Origin of the sequence: Nonomuraea sp. NPDC050153 (genome assembly GCF_044460125.1) — a bacterium.
Taxonomy (GTDB): domain Bacteria; phylum Actinomycetota; class Actinomycetes; order Streptosporangiales; family Streptosporangiaceae; genus Nonomuraea.
In genome coordinates this window covers 1-18,284 of the sequence record NZ_JBITJQ010000018.1, presented here as the reverse complement: position 1 = coordinate 18,284, position 18,284 = coordinate 1, and the positions used below count along the sequence as shown (strand labels likewise).

Annotated in this window: 15 protein-coding genes; 10 read left to right on the top strand and 5 right to left on the bottom strand. The window is 66.8% G+C overall.

All coding sequences use genetic code 11. The features are described 5' to 3' along the window. Window positions 1-819 precede the first annotated feature (819 nt). Genes ACIBQ1_RS35465 through ACIBQ1_RS35455 form a run of 3 tightly spaced genes read right to left on the bottom strand, consistent with a single transcriptional unit; the run spans window position 820 to window position 2,932 of the window. The gene (locus ACIBQ1_RS35465; protein WP_397283684.1) at window positions 820-1,578 is read right to left on the bottom strand and encodes a hypothetical protein; all 759 of its coding nucleotides are present in this window, start codon (window positions 1,576-1,578) and stop codon (window positions 820-822) included. Beyond that, complete coding sequence (locus ACIBQ1_RS35460; protein WP_397283683.1) at window positions 1,575-2,678, bottom strand: acyl-CoA dehydrogenase family protein; 1,104 nt, start codon at window positions 2,676-2,678, stop codon at window positions 1,575-1,577. The genes ACIBQ1_RS35465 and ACIBQ1_RS35460 overlap by 4 nt, the downstream gene beginning before the upstream one ends. Next, on the bottom strand, window positions 2,675-2,932 hold the full coding sequence (locus ACIBQ1_RS35455; protein ID WP_397283682.1) for a phosphopantetheine-binding protein: 258 nt from the start codon (window positions 2,930-2,932) through the stop codon (window positions 2,675-2,677). Before ACIBQ1_RS35455 ends, ACIBQ1_RS35460 begins: the two co-directional genes overlap by 4 nt. A gap of 282 nt (window positions 2,933-3,214) precedes the next feature. Here ACIBQ1_RS35455 and ACIBQ1_RS35450 point away from each other — a divergent pair, with 282 nt between their 5' ends. The 8 genes from ACIBQ1_RS35450 (at window position 3,215) to ACIBQ1_RS35415 (ending at window position 11,306) form a co-directional block, all read left to right on the top strand. Beyond that, the gene (locus ACIBQ1_RS35450) at window positions 3,215-4,357 is read left to right on the top strand and encodes a nucleotidyltransferase family protein (protein ID WP_397283681.1); all 1,143 of its coding nucleotides are present in this window, start codon (window positions 3,215-3,217) and stop codon (window positions 4,355-4,357) included. Between the two features lie 27 nt (window positions 4,358-4,384). Further along, window positions 4,385-5,377 carry a glycosyltransferase family 2 protein gene (locus ACIBQ1_RS35445; RefSeq protein WP_397283680.1) on the top strand — a complete coding sequence of 331 codons (993 nt, stop codon included), beginning with the start codon at window positions 4,385-4,387 and terminating at the stop codon, window positions 5,375-5,377. A gap of 61 nt (window positions 5,378-5,438) precedes the next feature. Beyond that, window positions 5,439-6,422 (top strand): ATP-binding cassette domain-containing protein, encoded by a 984-nt coding sequence (locus ACIBQ1_RS35440; RefSeq protein WP_397283679.1) that lies wholly within the window; start codon window positions 5,439-5,441, stop codon window positions 6,420-6,422. Further along, window positions 6,419-7,222: an ABC transporter permease gene (locus tag ACIBQ1_RS35435; RefSeq protein WP_397283678.1), complete on the top strand. Its 804-nt coding sequence runs from the start codon at window positions 6,419-6,421 to the stop codon at window positions 7,220-7,222. Before ACIBQ1_RS35440 ends, ACIBQ1_RS35435 begins: the two co-directional genes overlap by 4 nt. After that, complete coding sequence (locus ACIBQ1_RS35430) at window positions 7,219-8,013, top strand: ABC transporter permease (protein ID WP_397283677.1); 795 nt, start codon at window positions 7,219-7,221, stop codon at window positions 8,011-8,013. The genes ACIBQ1_RS35435 and ACIBQ1_RS35430 overlap by 4 nt, the downstream gene beginning before the upstream one ends. Before the next feature lie 39 nt (window positions 8,014-8,052). After that, window positions 8,053-9,429, top strand: a complete 1,377-nt coding sequence (locus ACIBQ1_RS35425) for a condensation domain-containing protein (RefSeq protein WP_397283676.1) — start codon at window positions 8,053-8,055, stop codon at window positions 9,427-9,429. A 205-nt stretch (window positions 9,430-9,634) separates the two neighbouring features. Then, window positions 9,635-10,294: a transaldolase family protein gene (locus tag ACIBQ1_RS35420; RefSeq protein ID WP_397283675.1), complete on the top strand. Its 660-nt coding sequence runs from the start codon at window positions 9,635-9,637 to the stop codon at window positions 10,292-10,294. 10 nt (window positions 10,295-10,304) lie between these two features. Continuing rightward, window positions 10,305-11,306 carry a hypothetical protein gene (locus tag ACIBQ1_RS35415; RefSeq protein WP_397283674.1) on the top strand — a complete coding sequence of 334 codons (1,002 nt, stop codon included), beginning with the start codon at window positions 10,305-10,307 and terminating at the stop codon, window positions 11,304-11,306. Here ACIBQ1_RS35415 and ACIBQ1_RS35410 read toward each other — a convergent pair. Together ACIBQ1_RS35410 and ACIBQ1_RS35405 are read right to left on the bottom strand one after the other, a co-directional pair. Next, the gene (locus ACIBQ1_RS35410) at window positions 11,248-12,336 is read right to left on the bottom strand and encodes a phosphotransferase family protein (protein WP_397283673.1); all 1,089 of its coding nucleotides are present in this window, start codon (window positions 12,334-12,336) and stop codon (window positions 11,248-11,250) included. The genes ACIBQ1_RS35415 and ACIBQ1_RS35410 overlap by 59 nt on opposite strands. 108 nt (window positions 12,337-12,444) lie before the next feature. Beyond that, window positions 12,445-13,506, bottom strand: coding sequence for a LuxR family transcriptional regulator (locus ACIBQ1_RS35405; protein WP_397283672.1), 1,062 nt, complete (start codon window positions 13,504-13,506; stop codon window positions 12,445-12,447). A gap of 237 nt (window positions 13,507-13,743) precedes the next feature. Here ACIBQ1_RS35405 and ACIBQ1_RS35400 point away from each other — a divergent pair, with 237 nt between their 5' ends. After that, window positions 13,744-16,920, top strand: a complete 3,177-nt coding sequence (locus ACIBQ1_RS35400) for a BTAD domain-containing putative transcriptional regulator (RefSeq protein WP_397283671.1) — start codon at window positions 13,744-13,746, stop codon at window positions 16,918-16,920. Between the two features lie 243 nt (window positions 16,921-17,163). Beyond that, window positions 17,164-17,910 carry a BTAD domain-containing putative transcriptional regulator gene (locus tag ACIBQ1_RS35395; RefSeq protein WP_397283670.1) on the top strand — a complete coding sequence of 249 codons (747 nt, stop codon included), beginning with the start codon at window positions 17,164-17,166 and terminating at the stop codon, window positions 17,908-17,910. Window positions 17,911-18,284 lie beyond the last annotated feature (374 nt).

Here is an 18,284-nt window from a genome sequence, read left to right as displayed (position 1 = left end):
CACGGTATTCAAGGGCTCTCGCGTCATTCTGTCGCCGCCCTGTCATCCCGCCCTCGCCAATCCCCGGCTCACTCGACGGGCAAGGTCCTCGAACGCTTCCTCGATGTCCTCATCCAGCGATCGGTCCTGGTCGCGGCCGGAGCACAGTCCTGTCTGCAGCCGCCGAAACGGACATGTCCCTCGGCACGAACCGAGGCGGCGCCACTCCTCGCAGTGCGGAGGGCATCTCGTCCCTTCCAGATGGGGCCGGGCAAGAACCGGGCATAGCGCTGCCGTCCGCGCTTCCTTGACGAGAAGTTCGCGCCGCGACCGACTGGACCAGGCCACGGCGCTGGTGCAGGACGAACGCCGGCGCGCCCGGCTTACCGGAGAACTGACCGCGGTCGAGCAGGCGTCCAGTATCACGCGGCAACACACCTGGCCCTCACGCGTGGGGTGCTCGGTAACCCACAACTCATGGGGCGCGCTCCTGGTGAAGCGGCGGTTTACCCCTTCAGCGGTGGGCACCCGTGCGACGGGCCGTCGGCGCCGGTCGCCAGGCAGCCCTTTCAGCCCGGCCCGCTGCCTCAGTCAGCACGGCCACCGCGCGGGCCGAGGGCGCGTGCCGGTCGCCTCCTCCTTCAGCGGTACCACCGCACAGGACCCTTCCGACCTGGCCGACGCGAGCCAAAGCGCACGGGCGAAGCCCGTTTCCTCTTCATCCGGACGGAGAGCCATCGCCCACGATTGCCCTTGGGCGATGATCGCCACGCCTTTACAGTGTAGATTCGTAACCGGATTGCCAGACCTGGGTGCGCACCCAGGTCGGCGATGACGTGGTCACTCCCGAAGCGGCCACTTCCGGATGTCCGGACCGTGGGCGTGCTCGAGGGCGAGATAGACACGATCCAGGCCGAAGGCCAAGCACGAAGTGTGCCAGGCTTCGCCGTTCGGGCCGGAAATGTCGAAGACCTTGGCCATGTGCTCTCGGTGCATATTGACCGATGCGATGGCCTGGTACAGCTCCGACGAGACCGGTGCGACGAACTCCTGCTTGAGACCTTCCTCTACTTGATTGTTCGCGAGCAGCCGCCCTCCCCGTCCGAAGAACGGGTCCGACGCGAGGGCGATGCGCACGTCGACGCCCAGGGACGCGAAGAAGTCGCGGGCTGCGGACCGGACGCCCTTCTGCCAGGCGTCACAGGTTTCAGGAGAGCCGAGGCACACGAACTCGAGCATGCGGAAGGAACGCAGGCGACCGAGCTCCGTGCTTGTTTCGAAACGGAAGCAATCCGCCTCGACCGCCCTGACTTTCGGCCCGTCGACCGATGCGCCCTGCCACTCCGGGTACACGTGATGGCAGGCTGCCGGCGTGAGGGCCAGCTCGGGGCCGCTGGAGCCCGCGCCGGTCCTCACGATGCCCAGGAGGTGCGGGAACAGCTGATCGTACTCCGCCCGCCTCACAACCTCGAGCGGGATGACAGGAGGCATCAGGACCACTTCTTGCGAGCTGTCCAGAAAAAGCCTGGACAAGCCGTTGCGCAGGAGGTCGAAGACCTCTCGTGAATCGTTTCCCCGGGACGGGAGCCCATGGTTCATGAGACGAACACCTTGCCGGCGGCGAGGAACTGGGAGTTGGCTTCGAGGAGGCGGCGGTTGCTGACCATCAGAGGCGCGGAAAGCAGATCCCGCAGGATCCGCGAAACAGAGAACTCGCTCCGCTCCGCATAACCTCGCATCCCGCAGATCTCCAGCGCGCTGAGCGCCACGCGAACACACGTCGTGGAACTCGTCACCTTGAGGTCGTTGAGACGAACCGTCATCGGGATCGAGAGGCCGTGACCCCGTTGCCTCGCCTGCTCGACCTCTTTTGCCGCGCTGTACAACAGCGAGCGGACGACGGAGAGCCGGCCGTGTGCCTCGGCCAGGCGCGAATCGGTCGTCTTGTTGTGCCGGAGAATCCTGCTCGCTCGATGGAGCGCCTCGGTCGCGAGGCCGACCCACACGGCGGACCAGAGCAAGTGAGACCAGGGCAACATGGTCTCGGCGGCGATCTCCGCGAAAGGCGCCGGCAGTATTTGCCAGTTTTCGAACTCGGCGGTGAGCGTATATCCCGGGCTGGATGTCCCGCGCATGCCCAAGGTGTCCCAGCCGGTCGCGTCCGTCAGCGTCACCTGCCGGCTGCCGAGGACCACGCCGACCTGGTCCGTCGGGCGGGACTCACCACTCCTTCCGGCGCTCACCAGGAACGTCGAAGCAATGCTGGCGTACGAGATGGTGGTCGCTCTCTTACGCAGGGCCAGGCACCCATTGGATCCTTCGACCTGGGCGACGCTCCGGCCGATGTCGCCCCCTGTGCCGACCTCGCTCGTAACCGATGCGACAAGCCGTCCGGCCCGGCCGGGGAAGGGGCGCAGCAGCTCCAGAATGAGCTCTCTCTGCCTGCCGCTTCCCGCATGGTGAACGATACTGGCTCGCTGTGCCTGATGCATCGCCCAGATCATGGCTGTGGCACCGCATCCCTTGGCAAGAGCCTCTGCGATCTCGCATGCACGCGTAACGGCAGGCTCCTGATCGAACAGGCCGATGTCCTCGATGGCGGCCAGCGCTTCCAGCGGCAGGCGGGCATCGCGGTCCACCTCGTCGCAGGTCCTGCGCAACACCGGCATCACGAGCTCGTCGATCTCGGACAGCGTCACGACCCGCTCCCGCCCGCGGCCTGGCGAACAACGGCCGCCAAGGAGCCCACACTCTCGAACGTCGTCCTGGTCAACGCCTCATCCGGAAGCTCGACGTCGAACTCCTCCTCCACGAGCAGCAGGAGTCGAACGCTCGAGAGCGACGTCATTCCGTTTTCCCACAGTCGCTGCTGGGGCAATTGCTGCCGGGGACCCGCCAGCAGGATGTCGATCTGTCCGAGTAGACCCAGGATTCGCTCTTCCACGTCGTTCACGATTGGTCTCCGTGAGAGATCGACGGCTGAACTCGCCGCGATATGCGATGCCGCGCGTCTTCTCGTACCGGTCCGGCGAAGTGAATGGCAGGCATGGTGTCGAGTATGGCGGAAGCCTTCGTCGATCCGAGGACGGAGCCTTGGCATCTTGTGGCCAGCGCACCAAGGTGCCGAACAAGAATGATGACGCGGCGCCCGACCACGTGGAGACTTTCCGCAGAGGGTGTCCGCACACCCGCGCAGATGTGAATGAAGCCTGTGGATCGGGGATGAAGATTGACTGTGTCGACCGGCCGGGACCCGGCGCTCGCCAAGGAGATCGTCCTGCTTCTGTCACTTTCGCGACCTCATCTGACGGATGCCCAGGTCGACGAGTGCCGGGCTCTTCTCCGGGAACACGGAGGCGCTTTCGACTGGGGACACTTCATCGATCAGGCGGGGCGGCACCGCGTCCTGCCTCTGGTCGGCCGTAATATTGCCCGCCACCGTTTGCACTACTCCGCCGAGGCGACCTCGCTCATTCCTTACCGCTGGCTGTACACCGGCGTCTATCTCACGAACAAGACGAGAAACGAACACCTCGCGGAGGAGTTCGGCAGGATATTTCTCGCGCTCTCCGACGCTCGTTTTCCGTACGCCGTGCGCAAGGGTCCGGTCCTCGTCGAGAACCTGTATGGCGATCCCGGCCTCCGGCGCATGGCCGATCTCGACCTGCTGGTCGCGCCCGCCGATGCGAAGCACCTGGCGGAAATACTCCGGCAGCACGGCTATGCGCAGGGGCGCCTTTCCGCCGACGGCCGGGAGGTCGTGCCGTTCCGCCGGGCCACCCGGGCGTTCTGGCGGTTGAACATCAACAATGAGCTGCCGTTCGTGAAGGTCTCGGACCGGTTGGAGGTGGAGGTCTTCTCGGTGGACATCTGCCTCAGTGTCTTCCAGCACAAGCGTGATCGTGGAGTGACACAGGAGCTGCTCGACCGTCGCAGGCAGGCCCGGCTGTGCGGACAGGACACCTACGCGCTTTCGCCGGACGACCAGTTCATCGACCTGTGCCTGCATTTCCACAAGGAGGCGACCAGCCTGCATTACATCGAAGCCGGCGCGGATCTTCAGGTGCTGAAGTTCCTCGACATAGCGCTCAGCGCCGCCCGGCTGACACCGTCGTCGTGGCGCAAGGTGAGGCAGCGAGCCGGCGCGTACAACGCCACGGAGAGCGTCTACTATGCGCTGCACCACGCGCGGACGCTCTATCCGGAGTTCGTGCCGGTGGAGCTCGTCGCCGACGTTCAGCCCCGGGACGTCGGATTCCTGAACGAGTACGGAACCGTCGACGGGCAAACGTGCACATGGGACGAGCCGCTCCTCCGGCGCCTGTTCCACGGCGATCGCAAGAAGACCTCCGCCACTTCGATCGTGCCCCGCGTGTAATCATCGTCGAGCGTGAGGAAACCCTCCATGGGCCGCGACCTGAGCATAGTCATTCCGTTCTTCAACGTGGCGCACTACCTCCAGGACTGCCTGAACTCGATAGCCGGGCAAACATACGCGGATTTCGAGGTCATCATGGTCGATGACGGCTCGTCCGACGGAAGCGGGAAAATCGCGGAGGAATGCTGTCGGATCGACGGCAGATTCAAGCTCCTGGCTCAGCCCAACCGAGGCGTGGGCGCCGCGAGAAACAGCGCGCTAAGCCACGTCAATGGGAGCTATCTCGCATTCGTCGACGGTGACGACCTGGTTCCGGAACGAGCATTCGAACTTCTCGTCGCCTCTCTCGAGGACACCGGATCGGATATCGCCTGCGGCCGCGTGCAAAGGTTGAGCGGCGGCATGCTGTCAGACTCGCCGCTGCACCGTGGCATATTCGACGAGGACGCGCGGAGGACGCACATCGCCGTTCGCCCCGATCTCATCGGAGACCGTACCGCCTGGAACAAGGTGTATCGCGTCTCGTACTGGCTCGAGCATGACTTCACCTTCCCCGAGCATCCGTTCGAGGACGCTCCCGTGACCGTTCCCGCCCATTTCTTCGCCGGAGCCGTGGATCTCATATCCGAGCCGGTCTACTATTGGCGCCACCGGGACGAAGGTCCACCATCCATCACGCAGGACCTCTACAACGCGAAGAATCTGAGCGGCCGGATGCGGCAGATTGCGTTCGTGTCGGAATTCCTGCGGCAGCACAGCCGCACCCTGAAGAAGACTTATGACGCGGCGGTGCTCGAGCACGACGCGGTGATCCTGCTGTCCGCGCTGCCGAATGTGGGTTCGTCACTCCGGGCGCAGGTCCTCGACTTCGTCCATGGATTGCTGCGGGACGCCGACCGGGACGTGTCCGGCCGGATGGACCCTAAAATTCAGGAGATGTACGAGCTGGTGCTGAGGCGAGATCACGAAGAGCTCATTGAATTACTCACCGCCAGACAGGTCCAGAGTTTCTACGACTAGGCCGGGAGGCAATGGCGTCGCAAATATTCGAGCAGCACCTACCGGCCGGCGAAGGAGCGCAGTGGGAGAATCGGCGATCGAAGCACGCGGGCTCAGAAAGGTCTTCACCACATTGGTCCGCAAACCCGGCCTCGCGGGAGCGGTCCGATCCCTTCTGGCACCTGAGCGAGAGAGCAAAGTGGCCGTCGACGAGGTCTCGTTCGGCGTCGCCGAAGGAGAGCTGGTCGCGCTGCTAGGTCCCAACGGCGCGGGTAAGTCCACCACCATCAAGATGCTGACCGGGATCCTCACCCCCACGGCCGGCGAGGTCAGAGTCGGCGGACGTGTTCCGCAACAGGACAGGATCGCGAACGCGAAACTGATCGGCGCCGTCTTCGGGCAGCGCACGCAACTCTGGTGGGACCTCCCGGCCCTGGAGTCCTTCTCCGTGCTGCGCGACATCTTCGAAGTCGCCGACGGCGCGTACAAGCGCCGGCTGGAGGAGCTCGACGGCCTCCTGCAATTGAGCTCGTTCTGGAATCTCCGCCCCCGGCACATGTCACTGGGCCAGCGGGTCCGCGCCGACCTGGCCGCCTCGCTCCTGCATGATCCGCCTACGGTCTTCCTGGACGAACCCACCATCGGCATGGACGCCATCGCGAAAGAGCAGATCCGCGGCTTTCTTCGCCACCAGGTTGCCGAGCGCGGCCGAACAGTCGTCCTCACCACCCACGACATGGGCGAGGTCTCCCGGCTGGCGAAGCGCGCCGTACTGATCAACCAAGGCCGGGTCGTGTACGACGGCGGGCTTGCGGAGTTGCACCGTGAGTACGGCAACGGTTGGAAGGTCAAAGTCATTGTGGACGGGGTTCTGCCCGAGCTTCCGGGGTTCCTCGGCAACGAGGGAGAGGCGATGGTCTTCGGCGGGGAGGATCATGACGAGCAACGGCGTCTGGTCCGGCTGCTCCTGGACCGGGACGATGTCCGGGACGTGCAAATTCACGGTGACGACCTCGAAGAGGTGATGACCACCGTCTATCGCAAGCGTGGGGCGATGCTCGCATGAGGATCGCCCATGGCTGGCGGATAGCTCGTATCTCCGCCCTGTACGAGACGCTGCAACCTGGACGGATCGCCGGTGTCGTCGCGCAGACGGCGACCCAGATCTTCTTGACCTGGTGCCTGTGGCGAGCGCTCTACCAGGTGATGCCCGTCAACGCCGAGCTCAGCAGGGGTCAGGCGGTCACCTACGCGCTGCTCGGCGTGCTGTATACACGGCTCCGCGGCCCCGACCGCATGGCGGCCCGTGATCAGACGGTTCAGCACGTCCGATATGGGACCATCCTCTACTGGTACCTCCGCCCCCTCAGTCCACGCCGCTATCACCGGCTGCGGGCGATCGGGGATCAGGTGTACGGCTTCGCCTCGGCCGCGGCGGCATATCTGATATGCCTGCTCCTGGGAATGATCGAGAAGCCGGCCTCACCCGCGGCCTTCGGAGTCTTCACGATCTCCCTGGTCCTCGGCCAAGTGGTGCTCTACCATCTTCTGGCGATCGCCGATGTCGCCTGTTTCTGGACGATGAGCAACACCGGGATCGTGTCGATCATCCGTTTCGTGCAGAGCGTGTTCGCAGGGGCGATAGCGCCGCTCTGGTTCTTCCCCGCCTGGTTCCAGGGCCTGTCCGCGTGGCTGCCCTTCCAGAGCACATTCCACATCCCCGTTTCGATCTACGTCGGCCGGATTCCCGCCGATTCCGCGCTCCACGACGTCCTCGTGCAGATCCTGTGGGTCGCGCTCCTCTCGCTTGCCCTGCGGTTCCTTTGGTCAAGGGCCGACCAGCGCGTCGTGGTCCAGGGGGGATGACGATGTTGACCGTCCGGTACCTGCTCTTGTCGATCAAATCGCGAGCCGAGTATCGCGTCGACTTCCTGTCGCAGATCGGGATCGGGGCGGCATGGCAGGTATCCGTGATCATTTTCGCCACGGTGCTGATCGCGAACTTCCCCGGCATGGGCGGCTGGTCCCCGGGCGACGTGCTGCTCATCACCGCCATACGAATGACTGGTCACGCCCTTGCGGTCGCGTTTTTCATAGGGATGCGAGAAATGGTGTCCATGGTGCAGGACGCCAAGATCGACGTGTTCCTGCTTCGGCCGCTCCCCGTCTACCGCCAGGCCCTGATGAATCATTTCCATGTGCCTGTGCTCGGCGACCTGGCGGTCGCCTTCCTGATTTTCGGTGTGACATTTTCGCAGGTGACCGTGGAGTGGTCTCCTGGGCGGATCGTTTACCTCGTCCTGGCCCTCGGCGGAGCAATGTTCCTGGAGGCCGCGGTGCAAACCTTTCTCGGCGGATTCGCGCTCCGGGCGGTCAGCACGGGGCAGTGGCAAGAATGGGCCGAGGAGCTGATGTCGACCTTCGGCAGCTATCCTCAGCACATCTTTCCCGGCCTCGCCCGAGCGATCTTCACTTTCCTCCTCCCCATCGCGTTCGCGGGATACCTGCCGGCCGCGGTGCTCACCGGGCACGCGGACGAGCTTCCGCTCCCTGCCTGGATGGCGGTCGCCGCCCCAGGCATCAACCTCTTGCTCTTCCTCGTCGCGCGCCGCTGGTGGAACTGGCGGCTGAGCCGCTATGAGAGCGTCGGCGGCTGAGCATCCCGGACTGAACCGGCGGATCCGAAGGAGTGCGCAATGCTCATGGACAAGGACGGCCGCGCAGGCAAGCTCAACTGGCCACAGCTGGACTGGCTGATCGGACAGCCCGCAGACCGGCTGACCTCGCACGAGGACAATATCGCTGTGCGAATCCCCATGGGCGGCCTGGGGGTGGCCGAGGCCAAACGGATCCTTGCCGCTGCGATTGAGCGCCATGAGGCACTTCGCACGCTTGTCTCCGACTCACCCGAGCGCGTCCAGCGGGTCTCACCGGTGTCCCAGATAGCTTCGCGACTGGAAGCCCACACGTCTGTCGCCGACGTCTCCCGGGCAGGCGAGGCAGAGAAGATCATCCGTGCCACTTCGTTCGATCTGACGCGGTCGTGGCCTGTCGAGTTCCTGCTTTCCACATCAGGCCATGACGTCGTCGGCATCACCGCGGTGCTGGACCATTTCGCCGCAGATCGATGGGGCGCGGACGTGCTCGCCGAAGACATCGTGACGCTGTCCGGACGGCTCGGAACCGGCGCTCCGCTCACGATCGACCGTCCCGCCCTTCAGCCGCTCGACCTCAGCGACTGGGAGCTCTCAGCCAAGGGACGTGCGCACCTGAGAAGGGGGCTCGACTTCTGGCACAAGCAGTTCGCCGAGATCGGCGGTCATCTCGGCAAGGCCTTCGGCGCCGAGGAGATGCCTTTCACCCGGCCTGACAACGATGCGAGCTACGGTTCGATCTCGGTGAGCTCCAACCGCCTGCTCGACGTGGCCCGGGCGGCTTCGGCGAAACTGGAGGTCTCCCTTCCGTGCGTGTTCCTGTCCGCCTTGGGCATCTCCCTGTGCCTGGCGAACGCCACTCCGGCCGTCGGCATCATGATGTTGTTCGGCAACCGGTACACACTGGCTTCTCGCGGCTCCGTGAGCAAGATGTTCATGCAGGCGCCGATAGTCGTCACCCGTCCCGGGCCGGTCAGCCTCTCCGAGGTCACCACGCGTTGCATGCGGCAGATATTTCCTGCCGGCCGTTTCTCGCACGTGGATCGCACGGCGATCGACACGATCCGGGCCGAGGAGCTTCCGAACGCCCAGGCCCCCAGCGTCTCCGGAGTACATCTCAATTTCAAGGAGGAGGGCATCCCGCCGGATTCGGGAGCGACAGCGCCCTGGACCATCTCGCCGGCCCCGGGCCAAGCGATCCTGACCGAATTCCGCCAGGGCCCCACCCGCCGCCGCGGCTTGGCACTGCATCTGGAAGTGGTCCAATTCGCGAATTCCGTCCGGCTGAACCTGCGGTCGCGCAACGGAACCAGGTGGCCGGCCATGTCAGAGGCGCTGCTCCAGCGCATCGCGCACGTGGTCCTGCTCATGGCCACCGATCCTGACACTCGGTCATTACCGCTCACCCCGCCGGCATAGGAGACCCGGGTACGGCGAAGACGAACCGGGGACGCGCCCAGGCAGCTTCCGGCCAGCGCCAGAACCTGTCAGACATCAGTGATGACGCCGGTCCCGAAGCCGTGAAAAATATGTAGAGGAAAAGCGACAGCCGCACATTATGGAGAGCACCGTGGTCATCCGGCGAGGATTCACCTGGGGCTAAAAAAGAGAAAGAGCATCAGCCGTGAAACTTTTCGCAGACTCAGCAAACATCGCCGAACTCGAAAGCGTTCTCACCCGCGGGCTCGTCCGTGGCGTGACGACGAACCCGACCACGCTCAAGGCGGAAACAGCAGGCGATCCCGTCTCCCACCTCCGGAAAATCGTCGGCCTTCTGGAGAAGGATGGGCGAGAATTTCCGCTGTCCGTGCAGGTGATGGCCAGGACACCCGATGAGATGTCCCGGCATGCGCGGGTCATCTCCGACGCGCTCGGTTACAAGTCGCTGATCGTCAAGATCCCTTGCGAGTGGGATTCTCTGCGGGTCATCCACGACCTGACGGCGAACGGTGCGCAGGTCAACGCCACGGCCTGCATGACCGTCGCGCAGGGGTTGCTGGCGGCCCAGGCGGGCGCCAGGTACGTGTCGTTCTTCGCCGGCAAGATGAGCGACGCAGGCATGGATCCGCGCCGGGTCATCGCCGACACGGCGCCGCTCATCCAGGAACACGGCACCGAGATCATCGTCGGGAGCCTCAGAAGGGCCTACGACGTGACGGATTTCGCCAGCGCGGGTGCACATGTCGTGACTGTGCCCCCGCGCTTCTTCGGGCTGCTGGCCGAGCATCCCAAGACTGCGGAGGCGGTCGATCTGTTCGCCGAATGCTTTCTGCCTCTCAGTTAGGGGACGGATAATGGAGGAAGCGCTCGATCCGTGCATTTCCGAGCTGGACAGGCGGGGCACCTGGCGCGCGCTCAGCACGCTGCGGGACAAATTCACCTACTTCCAGACGGACACGGTGTTCAGGCAGAGCTGGCAAACCGCCGTCGACGTTGTCGGCGATGAAGCCCTCGCACTTTTCCAGCGGCTGGCCATCCTGACCGTGAAACCGGACGCGGTGCTGTCGAGAAAGGCTGAGGCATGTGTCGACTATCTGGCCGCACATGGGTTCGTGCCGATCCACGCGGAGCTCTTCTGGTATGACCGGGCGATGGCCCGCGAGCTGTGGCGCTTCCAGTGGAACGTGGCCACCCTCGACCGCATCGACGTCACGGATCTCATGCTCTATCGCACGCAGGCCATGACGATCGTTCTGCTTGACACGAGCGACCCGCTGGAGATCCCCGCAGCGCCCCGGCTGATCCGGCTGAAGGGCTCCGCCTTTCCCTCGGATCGCTCCGCGTTCCAGCTCCGCGAGGTCCTGCGGGCGCCGAACCGGGTGGCCGTGCTGGTCCACTGTCCCGACGAGCCGATGGACATCGTCAGGGAGCTGGGCGTCGTCTTCGACCAGCCGACCTTGGCGAACATCTACGCGATCGCCCACGCCGCCCTGAGATCCGCCGTACCCGCCGATCTGACGGCGACGACGCAGGAGCTCTACAAGGGCACGCCGGAGCTCAGCCTCGACGTCGACCACGCGGTGGATGGCGTGCGGACGGCCCTTCTGCACGCGAGGGACAACGCCGCGGCCACCCGGGCGGCCGCGGCGTTACAGCGGGCGCGGCGAGGGGAGAACCTGCACTGGCGCAGCTGGGCGGCGGATCTCACCGCGGCCGGCGTCTCGCCCACCGAGTGGGAGCCGGTGCTCGCGGCGAGCCATTACATCCAGCACGACCACGCCGGCTCCAAGACCCTCATCAAGGAGACGGGCCGCCGCCGATGGCTGGCCGGCGAGGGCTTGATGCTGGGTGTCTGAGCGGAGTCCAGGCAGACAGGAACGGCGGTGGCGACGCCAGAACCGCCGCCACCGCCTTCTCGACCGCTTCTCGCCCCAGCGAGATCCCGGTTGCCCAGACCTCGTGCGCGGCGTTCAGTTTCCCGGTCAACGACGCGATCATCGTTCCCCGGCCCGCCGTGTCACCGGCCGCGATGAGCTTGGTGTAGCGGACGCTGTCGACCACGGCGGCCTTGATGCGCTCGTGTGCCCGATAGACGGGCAGATCGTGCGACCATCCGGCCGAGCACTCGGCCGGGACGGCCTCCGCCCAGCGCCCCAGGAGATCATCCTCCTCGTCCGCGAGATATCCCATCTTCGTCAGATGGATCGCGAGATCGTATACAGGGTCGCCATGGAGAAGGCACAACTCCCAGTCCAGGAAGCGGGTCCGCCCTCCGCGGACGATCATGTTCTTCCTGTGCAGGTCGCAATGGATCGGCGCGAACCTGCGCGCCGCCAGCCCTGACCAGAGGCCGTCCAGCACGGCGAGCGGCGCCGCCGGGATGCCGAGCCTGTCGTACAACTCGGCGTATGCGCCGGCTCGAACAGTCTCGACCACATGGCCCGTCGCCCCCGATACCAGGCGGCCGAACGCCGGCCCCGTGCCCGGCCACCAGTCGGGCGCGGGCGGGAGCCGGTCCTGCGGTACGCGGCACAAGCCGGCCATGAGCTCCACGACATCGCCGATCACATGAGCGGGCACGCGGGTGCCGCGAGGCGCGAGTTCGTCCAGTACCGCCCCGCCGATGAACGCCTGCACCTGGAACCGCGGCGACTCAGAGTGATGCAACAGCCTCGGCAGCCCGGCCAGCAATGGCCCGAGCACGGCCAGCGTCTGGTGCTCCGGCCATATCCGCAGATCACGGACGTCCATCCCGTCAATGGGAACCCGGACGACGACTTCGCCCACGTCCGCCACCGCCATCGGGACATTGTTGTGGTAGTTGCCCGACAATTTCCCGCGCCGTTCGATGAGCGCGCGTTCGTACAGGGATCGCGGATCGAACATGGGCCTCCTTTACGAGCGGCGGACCGCCGATGCCCCTGGCTCCTTGGGGCCACCGCAAGCTGTACGCCCTGCTCGCCCCGATCGGCAGGCGGCGTGGCCGGCCCCGCGTCAAGGGCGACCGCCCGCAGCCGGACGCTGAAGATCCGCGATCTCGAACACCCGTCCCCGCCCAGGACCCGACGAGACCCTGTCGAGCCAGCCGGCCTCCACGGCGCGCACTCCTGCCTGGAACCGGCTCTGCGCCTCCAACCTCATCATCAGCGACGACATCATGCGACGGGTCGTCCTGAGCGACAGGCCAAGGCTGCGAGCTGCCCGTTCATCCGTGTAACCCTCTCCCAGCAGGCCGAGCAGGGCCTGCTGCTGCACCGAAAGCCCGCTTCCGTCCCGCGCCTGGGGAACGCCGAGCACGGCCGCCGTCTGCCACACGTGCTCGAAGAGCACGCAGAGCGTCGCGACGATCCCTCGATGGTGAATCTGCAGCGCGCCTGCCCGGGCATCGGCGGGGTCCAGCGGGATCAGGGCGGTGCGCCGGTCCACGATGACCATGGTCGTGGGCAAAGTGGGCGTGGTCCGGGTGTCCGCGCCCAGCTCGCGCAGCCACATGAGATATCTCCATGTTGCCGGGTCGTTGGAGCAGCTGTCCTGGTAGACACTGCGCAGGCGCACCCCGCGTTCGAGTGCGGACTGGTCCAGCGGCCGGCTGGCAGCCAGGGCGTCGGCCGGCTGAGGTCCGCCGGGCACGAAGGAGAGGCACTCCCGGCGCGCCTCGCGTTCGATCTCCTCCAGCCTGGCCCGGACGTTCTCCAGGCCATCCAGACGTTCGATGACATGGTCGCCCGACTGCGTCATGGAGGCGTACTCGTCGGAAATCGAAGCGATGGCGGCGCGCATGTGCTCCACCTGCTGCTGGTGTTCGTGTAGCTCGGCCTGACGCCTGGCCAGGAGGGCCGGCAAGCCGAATTGCGGGCGAACCGCGCGAAAGGCGCCGCATGCCGTGCGGTCCGCACGTACGAGCGACAGGTCGACGAGACGGTCGAGCAATAGACGGGCTTTCTCCTCGGAAACTCCTAATTGCGCGGCGATATCGACCGCACCCCATCCGGGATGCTGGAGAAGGATGAGATACGCGCGTTCGGCTGCCTGATCGAGGCCCAAAGGTTCGAGCATATTTTCTCCGAGCAGTCAACTCCGTGAAGTGATTTCGTTGCCACCTCCTTCGGGAAGGTAAACTTCACCCCCCACCTCGTCAAGGGCAAAAATCTCCACGCCGTCCTAATTTCACCGGTGATTACGGGAACGGCGAGCGTACGGGTGGCTCCGGCGGACCGATCACGGACCGATCCGCGACGGATCTCATCCGGTGAGGATCTTACGACCGGAATAATGATCGTTTACTATCCGGGTATGTCGGGAACGGGCTGCGGCTTCCGGATCCTGGGCGGCGTGACGGTCATCATCGAGGCCGAGGAGATCATGCTGCCGCCTCAGCAGCGGACGGTACTGGCAGTGCTGCTGCTGAACGCCGGTGCGACCGTGTCGGTCGATCACCTCGCAGACGTCTTGTGGGGCGACGCCGTGCCGGGCACGTACCGATCCAGAATCCGCATGCTGATCTCCAAGGTGCGGGCCGCCTGCGGCAGCACGCTGATCACCACCCGCGATCCCGGCTACGTCCTGCACGTGAGGCCGGGCGAGCTCGACGCCGACGTGTTCGGCGACCTCGTCGGCCGGGCGCGGAACGCCACCGCGGAAGACGCGCCGCCCCTCTATGACAAGGCGCTGGCCCTGTGGAGCGGCCCGCCGCTGCCGGGGATCGACCACCCGTTCGCCCATGCCGAGGTCGCGCGGCTCTTGGAGCTGCACGCCGCCGCCGTCGAGGAACGGGCCGAACTGATGCTGGCCCTGGGGCGGACGGCCGAGGTCGTCACGGACCTGCGTCCCGTCGTCGTCGCACACCCTTCGAGAGAGCGCCCGCACGGCCAGCTCATGGTGGCCCTGGCCGCGACCGGGAGGACTGCCGAGGCCCTGGACGTCTACCACCGGCTGCGCGACCATCTGCGCGAGGATCTCGGCGTGGAGCCGGCCCCTCCGCTCCGAGAGCTGTACGACCGGCTGCTTCGCGTGGTGCGGCCGGCAGTGACTGTGAGGCCTCGCCAGCTGCCGCTCGCCCCCGGCCTTCTGCTCGACCGCCGGACCGAGCTCGACCAGCTCACCGCCATCAGCCGGGGCCCGGCCAGAACGGTGACGATCGTCGGAGCCGCGGGAGTCGGCAAGACGAGCCTGGCACTGCACTGGGCGCACGAGCACGCGACCCTGTTCCCCGACGGGCAGCTTTACCTGGACCTGCATGGCTTCGACAAGAGCCCGGCCACCGCGGACCCGCTCGCGCGGCTTCTCATCGCCCTGGGCCACTCCATTCGGGACGTGCCGGTGGACCCGCAGGCGCAGCTCTCCCTCTACCGGTCCTCACTGTCCGGGCTGCGGATGCTCATCGTGCTGGACAACGCCGCAGGCTCGGCTCAGGTCCGTCCTTTGCTGCCCGGTGAGCCGCGCTGCATGACCCTCGTAACGAGCCGCGACCGGCTCAGCGGCCTGGTGGCGCTGGAGGGGGCGCAACGCATCGCGCTGGACTGCCTGACTTCCAAGTCCTCCCTGATGCTCCTCGCGAGCACCGCCGGCCAGCGCAGGATCGACGCGGAGCCGGACGCCGCCATCGAGCTCGTCCGCCTGTGCGGGCAGCTGCCACTCGCTCTCCGGATCGCCGGCGCCCGGCTCGCCGATCATCCACACCTGACGATCGCCGGCTACGTGACACAGCTGATCGAGCGCGGGCGGCTGGCGGGGCTCCGCATCGAGGGAGACGACGGGGCGGCCATGCGGCGGGCGCTCGAGCTGTCGTACCGGGCGCTCTCCCCAGCGGCCCGCAGAATGTTCCTCCTGATGAACCTGGTCGCCGGCGACGGCATCGCCACCGGCGCCGCCGCGGCCCTCGCAGGCGTTGGCGCCGCCGAGGCGGAAACCTTGCTGAACGCCCTGACCCGGGTTCACCTGGCCACGGAGACGGGCGCGGGCCGCTACGCCTGCCACGACCTGGTGGCGGAGTTCGCCCGCGAGACGGGCGGCCCGGAGAACGGGCGCACGTCGGCAGGGGACGAGTGCGCCGCCGTCCTCCGCCTGCTGGAGTTCTACCTGCACCACGTCGCCGCGGTGGCGGACGTGGTCTACTCCCGCCCGGTCGACCTGCTCGGCGACCCGCCCCCCGTACACTTCGGATCCCCCGAAGAGGGGGACGCGTGGCTCGGGAGCGAATGGGCAAACGTCACCGCGGCCATCGAGCACGCCGCCGAGCTCGGCTTGGACGGAATCGTCTGGCGGCTGGCGCATGCCATGCGCACCGTGCTCTATCGGAGGCGCTGGCTTCCCGTCTGGCTGCGCCTGGCCAGGCTCGGGCTGGCGAGCGCGCAGCGGGACCGCGACGTGCTGGGCCAGGCCGCGATGCGCCTGTCACTCGGTCTGGCGCACGTGTGCACCGGCGACTACCGGCTCTCGGTCCAGGAGTTGGACCGGGCGACGGCGCTCTGCCGCAGCGCCGGATGGCGCAGCGGTGAGGCTGACGCTCTGCGAGCCGCCAGTGTGGCGCTCACCGTGGCCGGCTCACCCCGGCAGGCCGTGACCAAGGCCCTCCGGGCCCTGCGGATCTACGAGTCGATCGGCGACCGGAGCCGCCAGGCCTCCAGCATTAACAATCTCGGAGCGATGCTACGCAACCTGGGCAAACTTGCGGATGCTGAGGACTGCCTGGAACGCGCGATCTCCATGGCCGAGGAGATCGGCCCCAGGGAGCTGGAGGTCCTGACGCTGACGGGGCTCGGCGGGGTCTGGCATGAGCAGGGGCGGCTTGGCGACGCCTTGCGCATCTTGCGGCGCGCGCTGCGCCTTGGCAGATCGGCCGGAATGGCGTACGGGCAGGTGAGCGCGCTGGACGCGATCGCCGCCGTGCACGCCGACACCGATCGGCACGTGCAGGCGTTGCGGGCCAGAAGGGAGATGCTCGACCTCGCCAGGCAGATCGAGGACCACGGTTACGAGGTCCTCGCGCTCATCGGCCTGGCACGGGCGGAGATCGGCCTCGGGCGGCCGGGGAGCGACCGGCTTCGGGCTGCCTTGAGCCAGGCCGAAGGCATCGGCCACCGCCAGGGCAGCATGGAGGCCGCGCTCGCGCTGTCGGCGCTGGCCGCCCGCGAAGGCCACTACCAGGAGGCCCGCGTTCACGCCGAGTCCGCGCTGCGCCTGGCGGCTCAGGGGTGCGCCCTGGGCACGGGAAGGGCGCGGGTCGCGCTGGCCATCGCCGACCTCGGCGAGCGCGAATACGACCAGTGCGCCGGACAGTGCGAGCGGGCCCTGCGCACGTTCGCCCGCACCGGCCAGCGGCTCGGCCACGCCCGTGCGCTGATCGTTCTGGGCCGGGCACGTGAGCGGATGGGAAATGAGCGTGGCGCTCGCTCCGCCCGGCGGCGGGCTCAGACCGTGCTGGCAGAGATCGGCGCGCCGGCGCAGCACGGCGTTCTCGCGGGGCTCTGAGCGACCGCACCGGCCGAGATGACCGCGCCCCGCGATGGTCCCGGCCGAGAGATGACCGCGCCCCGCCCGGGACCCACGGCCCGCGAGCCGTGAGGCCACGAGGGCACCGCCACGCCGACCGGATCCCGGCGCCGCATCTCGCGGCATGTTCGCCGGCCGGTGTGTATGCGTCCCGTATGCGCCTTGATCGGAAGCTGACCTGTGGCCGCTGACATCGTCCGGGACTGTCGGGGAGTGATCGCCATGCGCGTGCGACTGCTGGGGCCCGTCTGCTTGCAGAGCAGGAACAGCACCGTGCGCCCCGCCTCCGGCCGCGCCAGGAGCCTGCTGGCGGTGCTGGCCTGGGAGCCGAACGGGTTCGTCGCCGACGAGGTCCTCATCCAGCGGATCTGGGGGCCGTCCGTGCCCAGTGATCCACGCGACGCCCTCTACACCTCTGCCAAGCGGCTCCGCGGCAGCATCAGGGAGATCTCCGCCACGGACTGCCTGGTGCGCAGGCGTGGCGGATACCTGCTGCGCACCGAACCCGACCGCATCGACCTGCACCGATTCCGCCGCCTTACCGCCGCCGCCCGCGCCGCCGAGCGGGACGACCGGCGGTCGGGCCTGTACAAACAGGCGATACGGCTGTGGTCGGGAACTCCGCTGGCCGACGTGGACTGCGCCTGGTCCCGCGGCGCCCGCGAGAGCATGACTGTCGAGTGGCTCACCGCGCGCATCGCCGCCATCGAGGTGGATCTGCGCCTCGGCCGTCACGCTGAGGTGGCGCCTGCGCTCATCAGCCTGATGCACGAGTATCCGCGCGATGAGCGCATCGCGGCCATGCTGATGCTCGCTCTCTACCTCAACGGACAGCGCGCCGAGGCCCTCACCTGGTACACCCGGATCCGCACCGGCCTCGTGGAAAGCCTGGGCAACGAGCCCGGCGCCGCGCTGAGGCGCCTGCATCTCCGCATTCTCCACGACGACCACACGCTCCGGGAGCTGTGACCACAGCTATCGCTCAAGGGGCCGTTGAGCCGCCTGATTCACTCCTGACGCAATGACAATCCCGCGCATTCGACGCGTTCCTCATCGAGGACAGCAACCTGCTCGACACCCGATTCCAGCAGGTCACGCGGCCTGATCTTCCTAGTCCTGGGCTTCGTCGGCCGTCCGGCCAGCGGCTGACATCAGACTCCACGCCGAAAGCTGCGCAAGGAGAAGGAGAAGCCGGCCCGCGAGCCGGGACGCGGCCTTCGCACGATCGTGTCTTCTCGCCAGAGTCGACACTGAACCCATTTCAGGCTTCCCAGCGAGTGCCCTGGTCACAGCATGATCGCAAGTCCGGTGTTAGCCCCATGACGTAGCAGAGCTCCTGGTAG

Bases quoted from the DNA above. Each gene is read 5' to 3' on its own strand.
- ACIBQ1_RS35395 (WP_397283670.1), top strand. From the start codon at position 17,164: ATGCGCGTGCGACTGCTGGGGCCCGTCTGCTTGCAGAGCAGGAACAGC.
- ACIBQ1_RS35410 (WP_397283673.1), bottom strand. From the start codon at position 12,336: ATGTTCGATCCGCGATCCCTGTACGAACGCGCGCTCATCGAACGGCGC.
- ACIBQ1_RS35400 (WP_397283671.1), top strand. From the start codon at position 13,744: ATGTCGGGAACGGGCTGCGGCTTCCGGATCCTGGGCGGCGTGACGGTC.
- ACIBQ1_RS35430 (WP_397283677.1), top strand. From the start codon at position 7,219: ATGACGATGTTGACCGTCCGGTACCTGCTCTTGTCGATCAAATCGCGA.
- ACIBQ1_RS35405 (WP_397283672.1), bottom strand. From the start codon at position 13,506: ATGCTCGAACCTTTGGGCCTCGATCAGGCAGCCGAACGCGCGTATCTC.
- ACIBQ1_RS35415 (WP_397283674.1), top strand. From the start codon at position 10,305: ATGGAGGAAGCGCTCGATCCGTGCATTTCCGAGCTGGACAGGCGGGGC.
- ACIBQ1_RS35425 (WP_397283676.1), top strand. From the start codon at position 8,053: ATGCTCATGGACAAGGACGGCCGCGCAGGCAAGCTCAACTGGCCACAG.
- ACIBQ1_RS35445 (WP_397283680.1), top strand. From the start codon at position 4,385: ATGGGCCGCGACCTGAGCATAGTCATTCCGTTCTTCAACGTGGCGCAC.
- ACIBQ1_RS35435 (WP_397283678.1), top strand. From the start codon at position 6,419: ATGAGGATCGCCCATGGCTGGCGGATAGCTCGTATCTCCGCCCTGTAC.
- ACIBQ1_RS35465 (WP_397283684.1), bottom strand. From the start codon at position 1,578: ATGAACCATGGGCTCCCGTCCCGGGGAAACGATTCACGAGAGGTCTTC.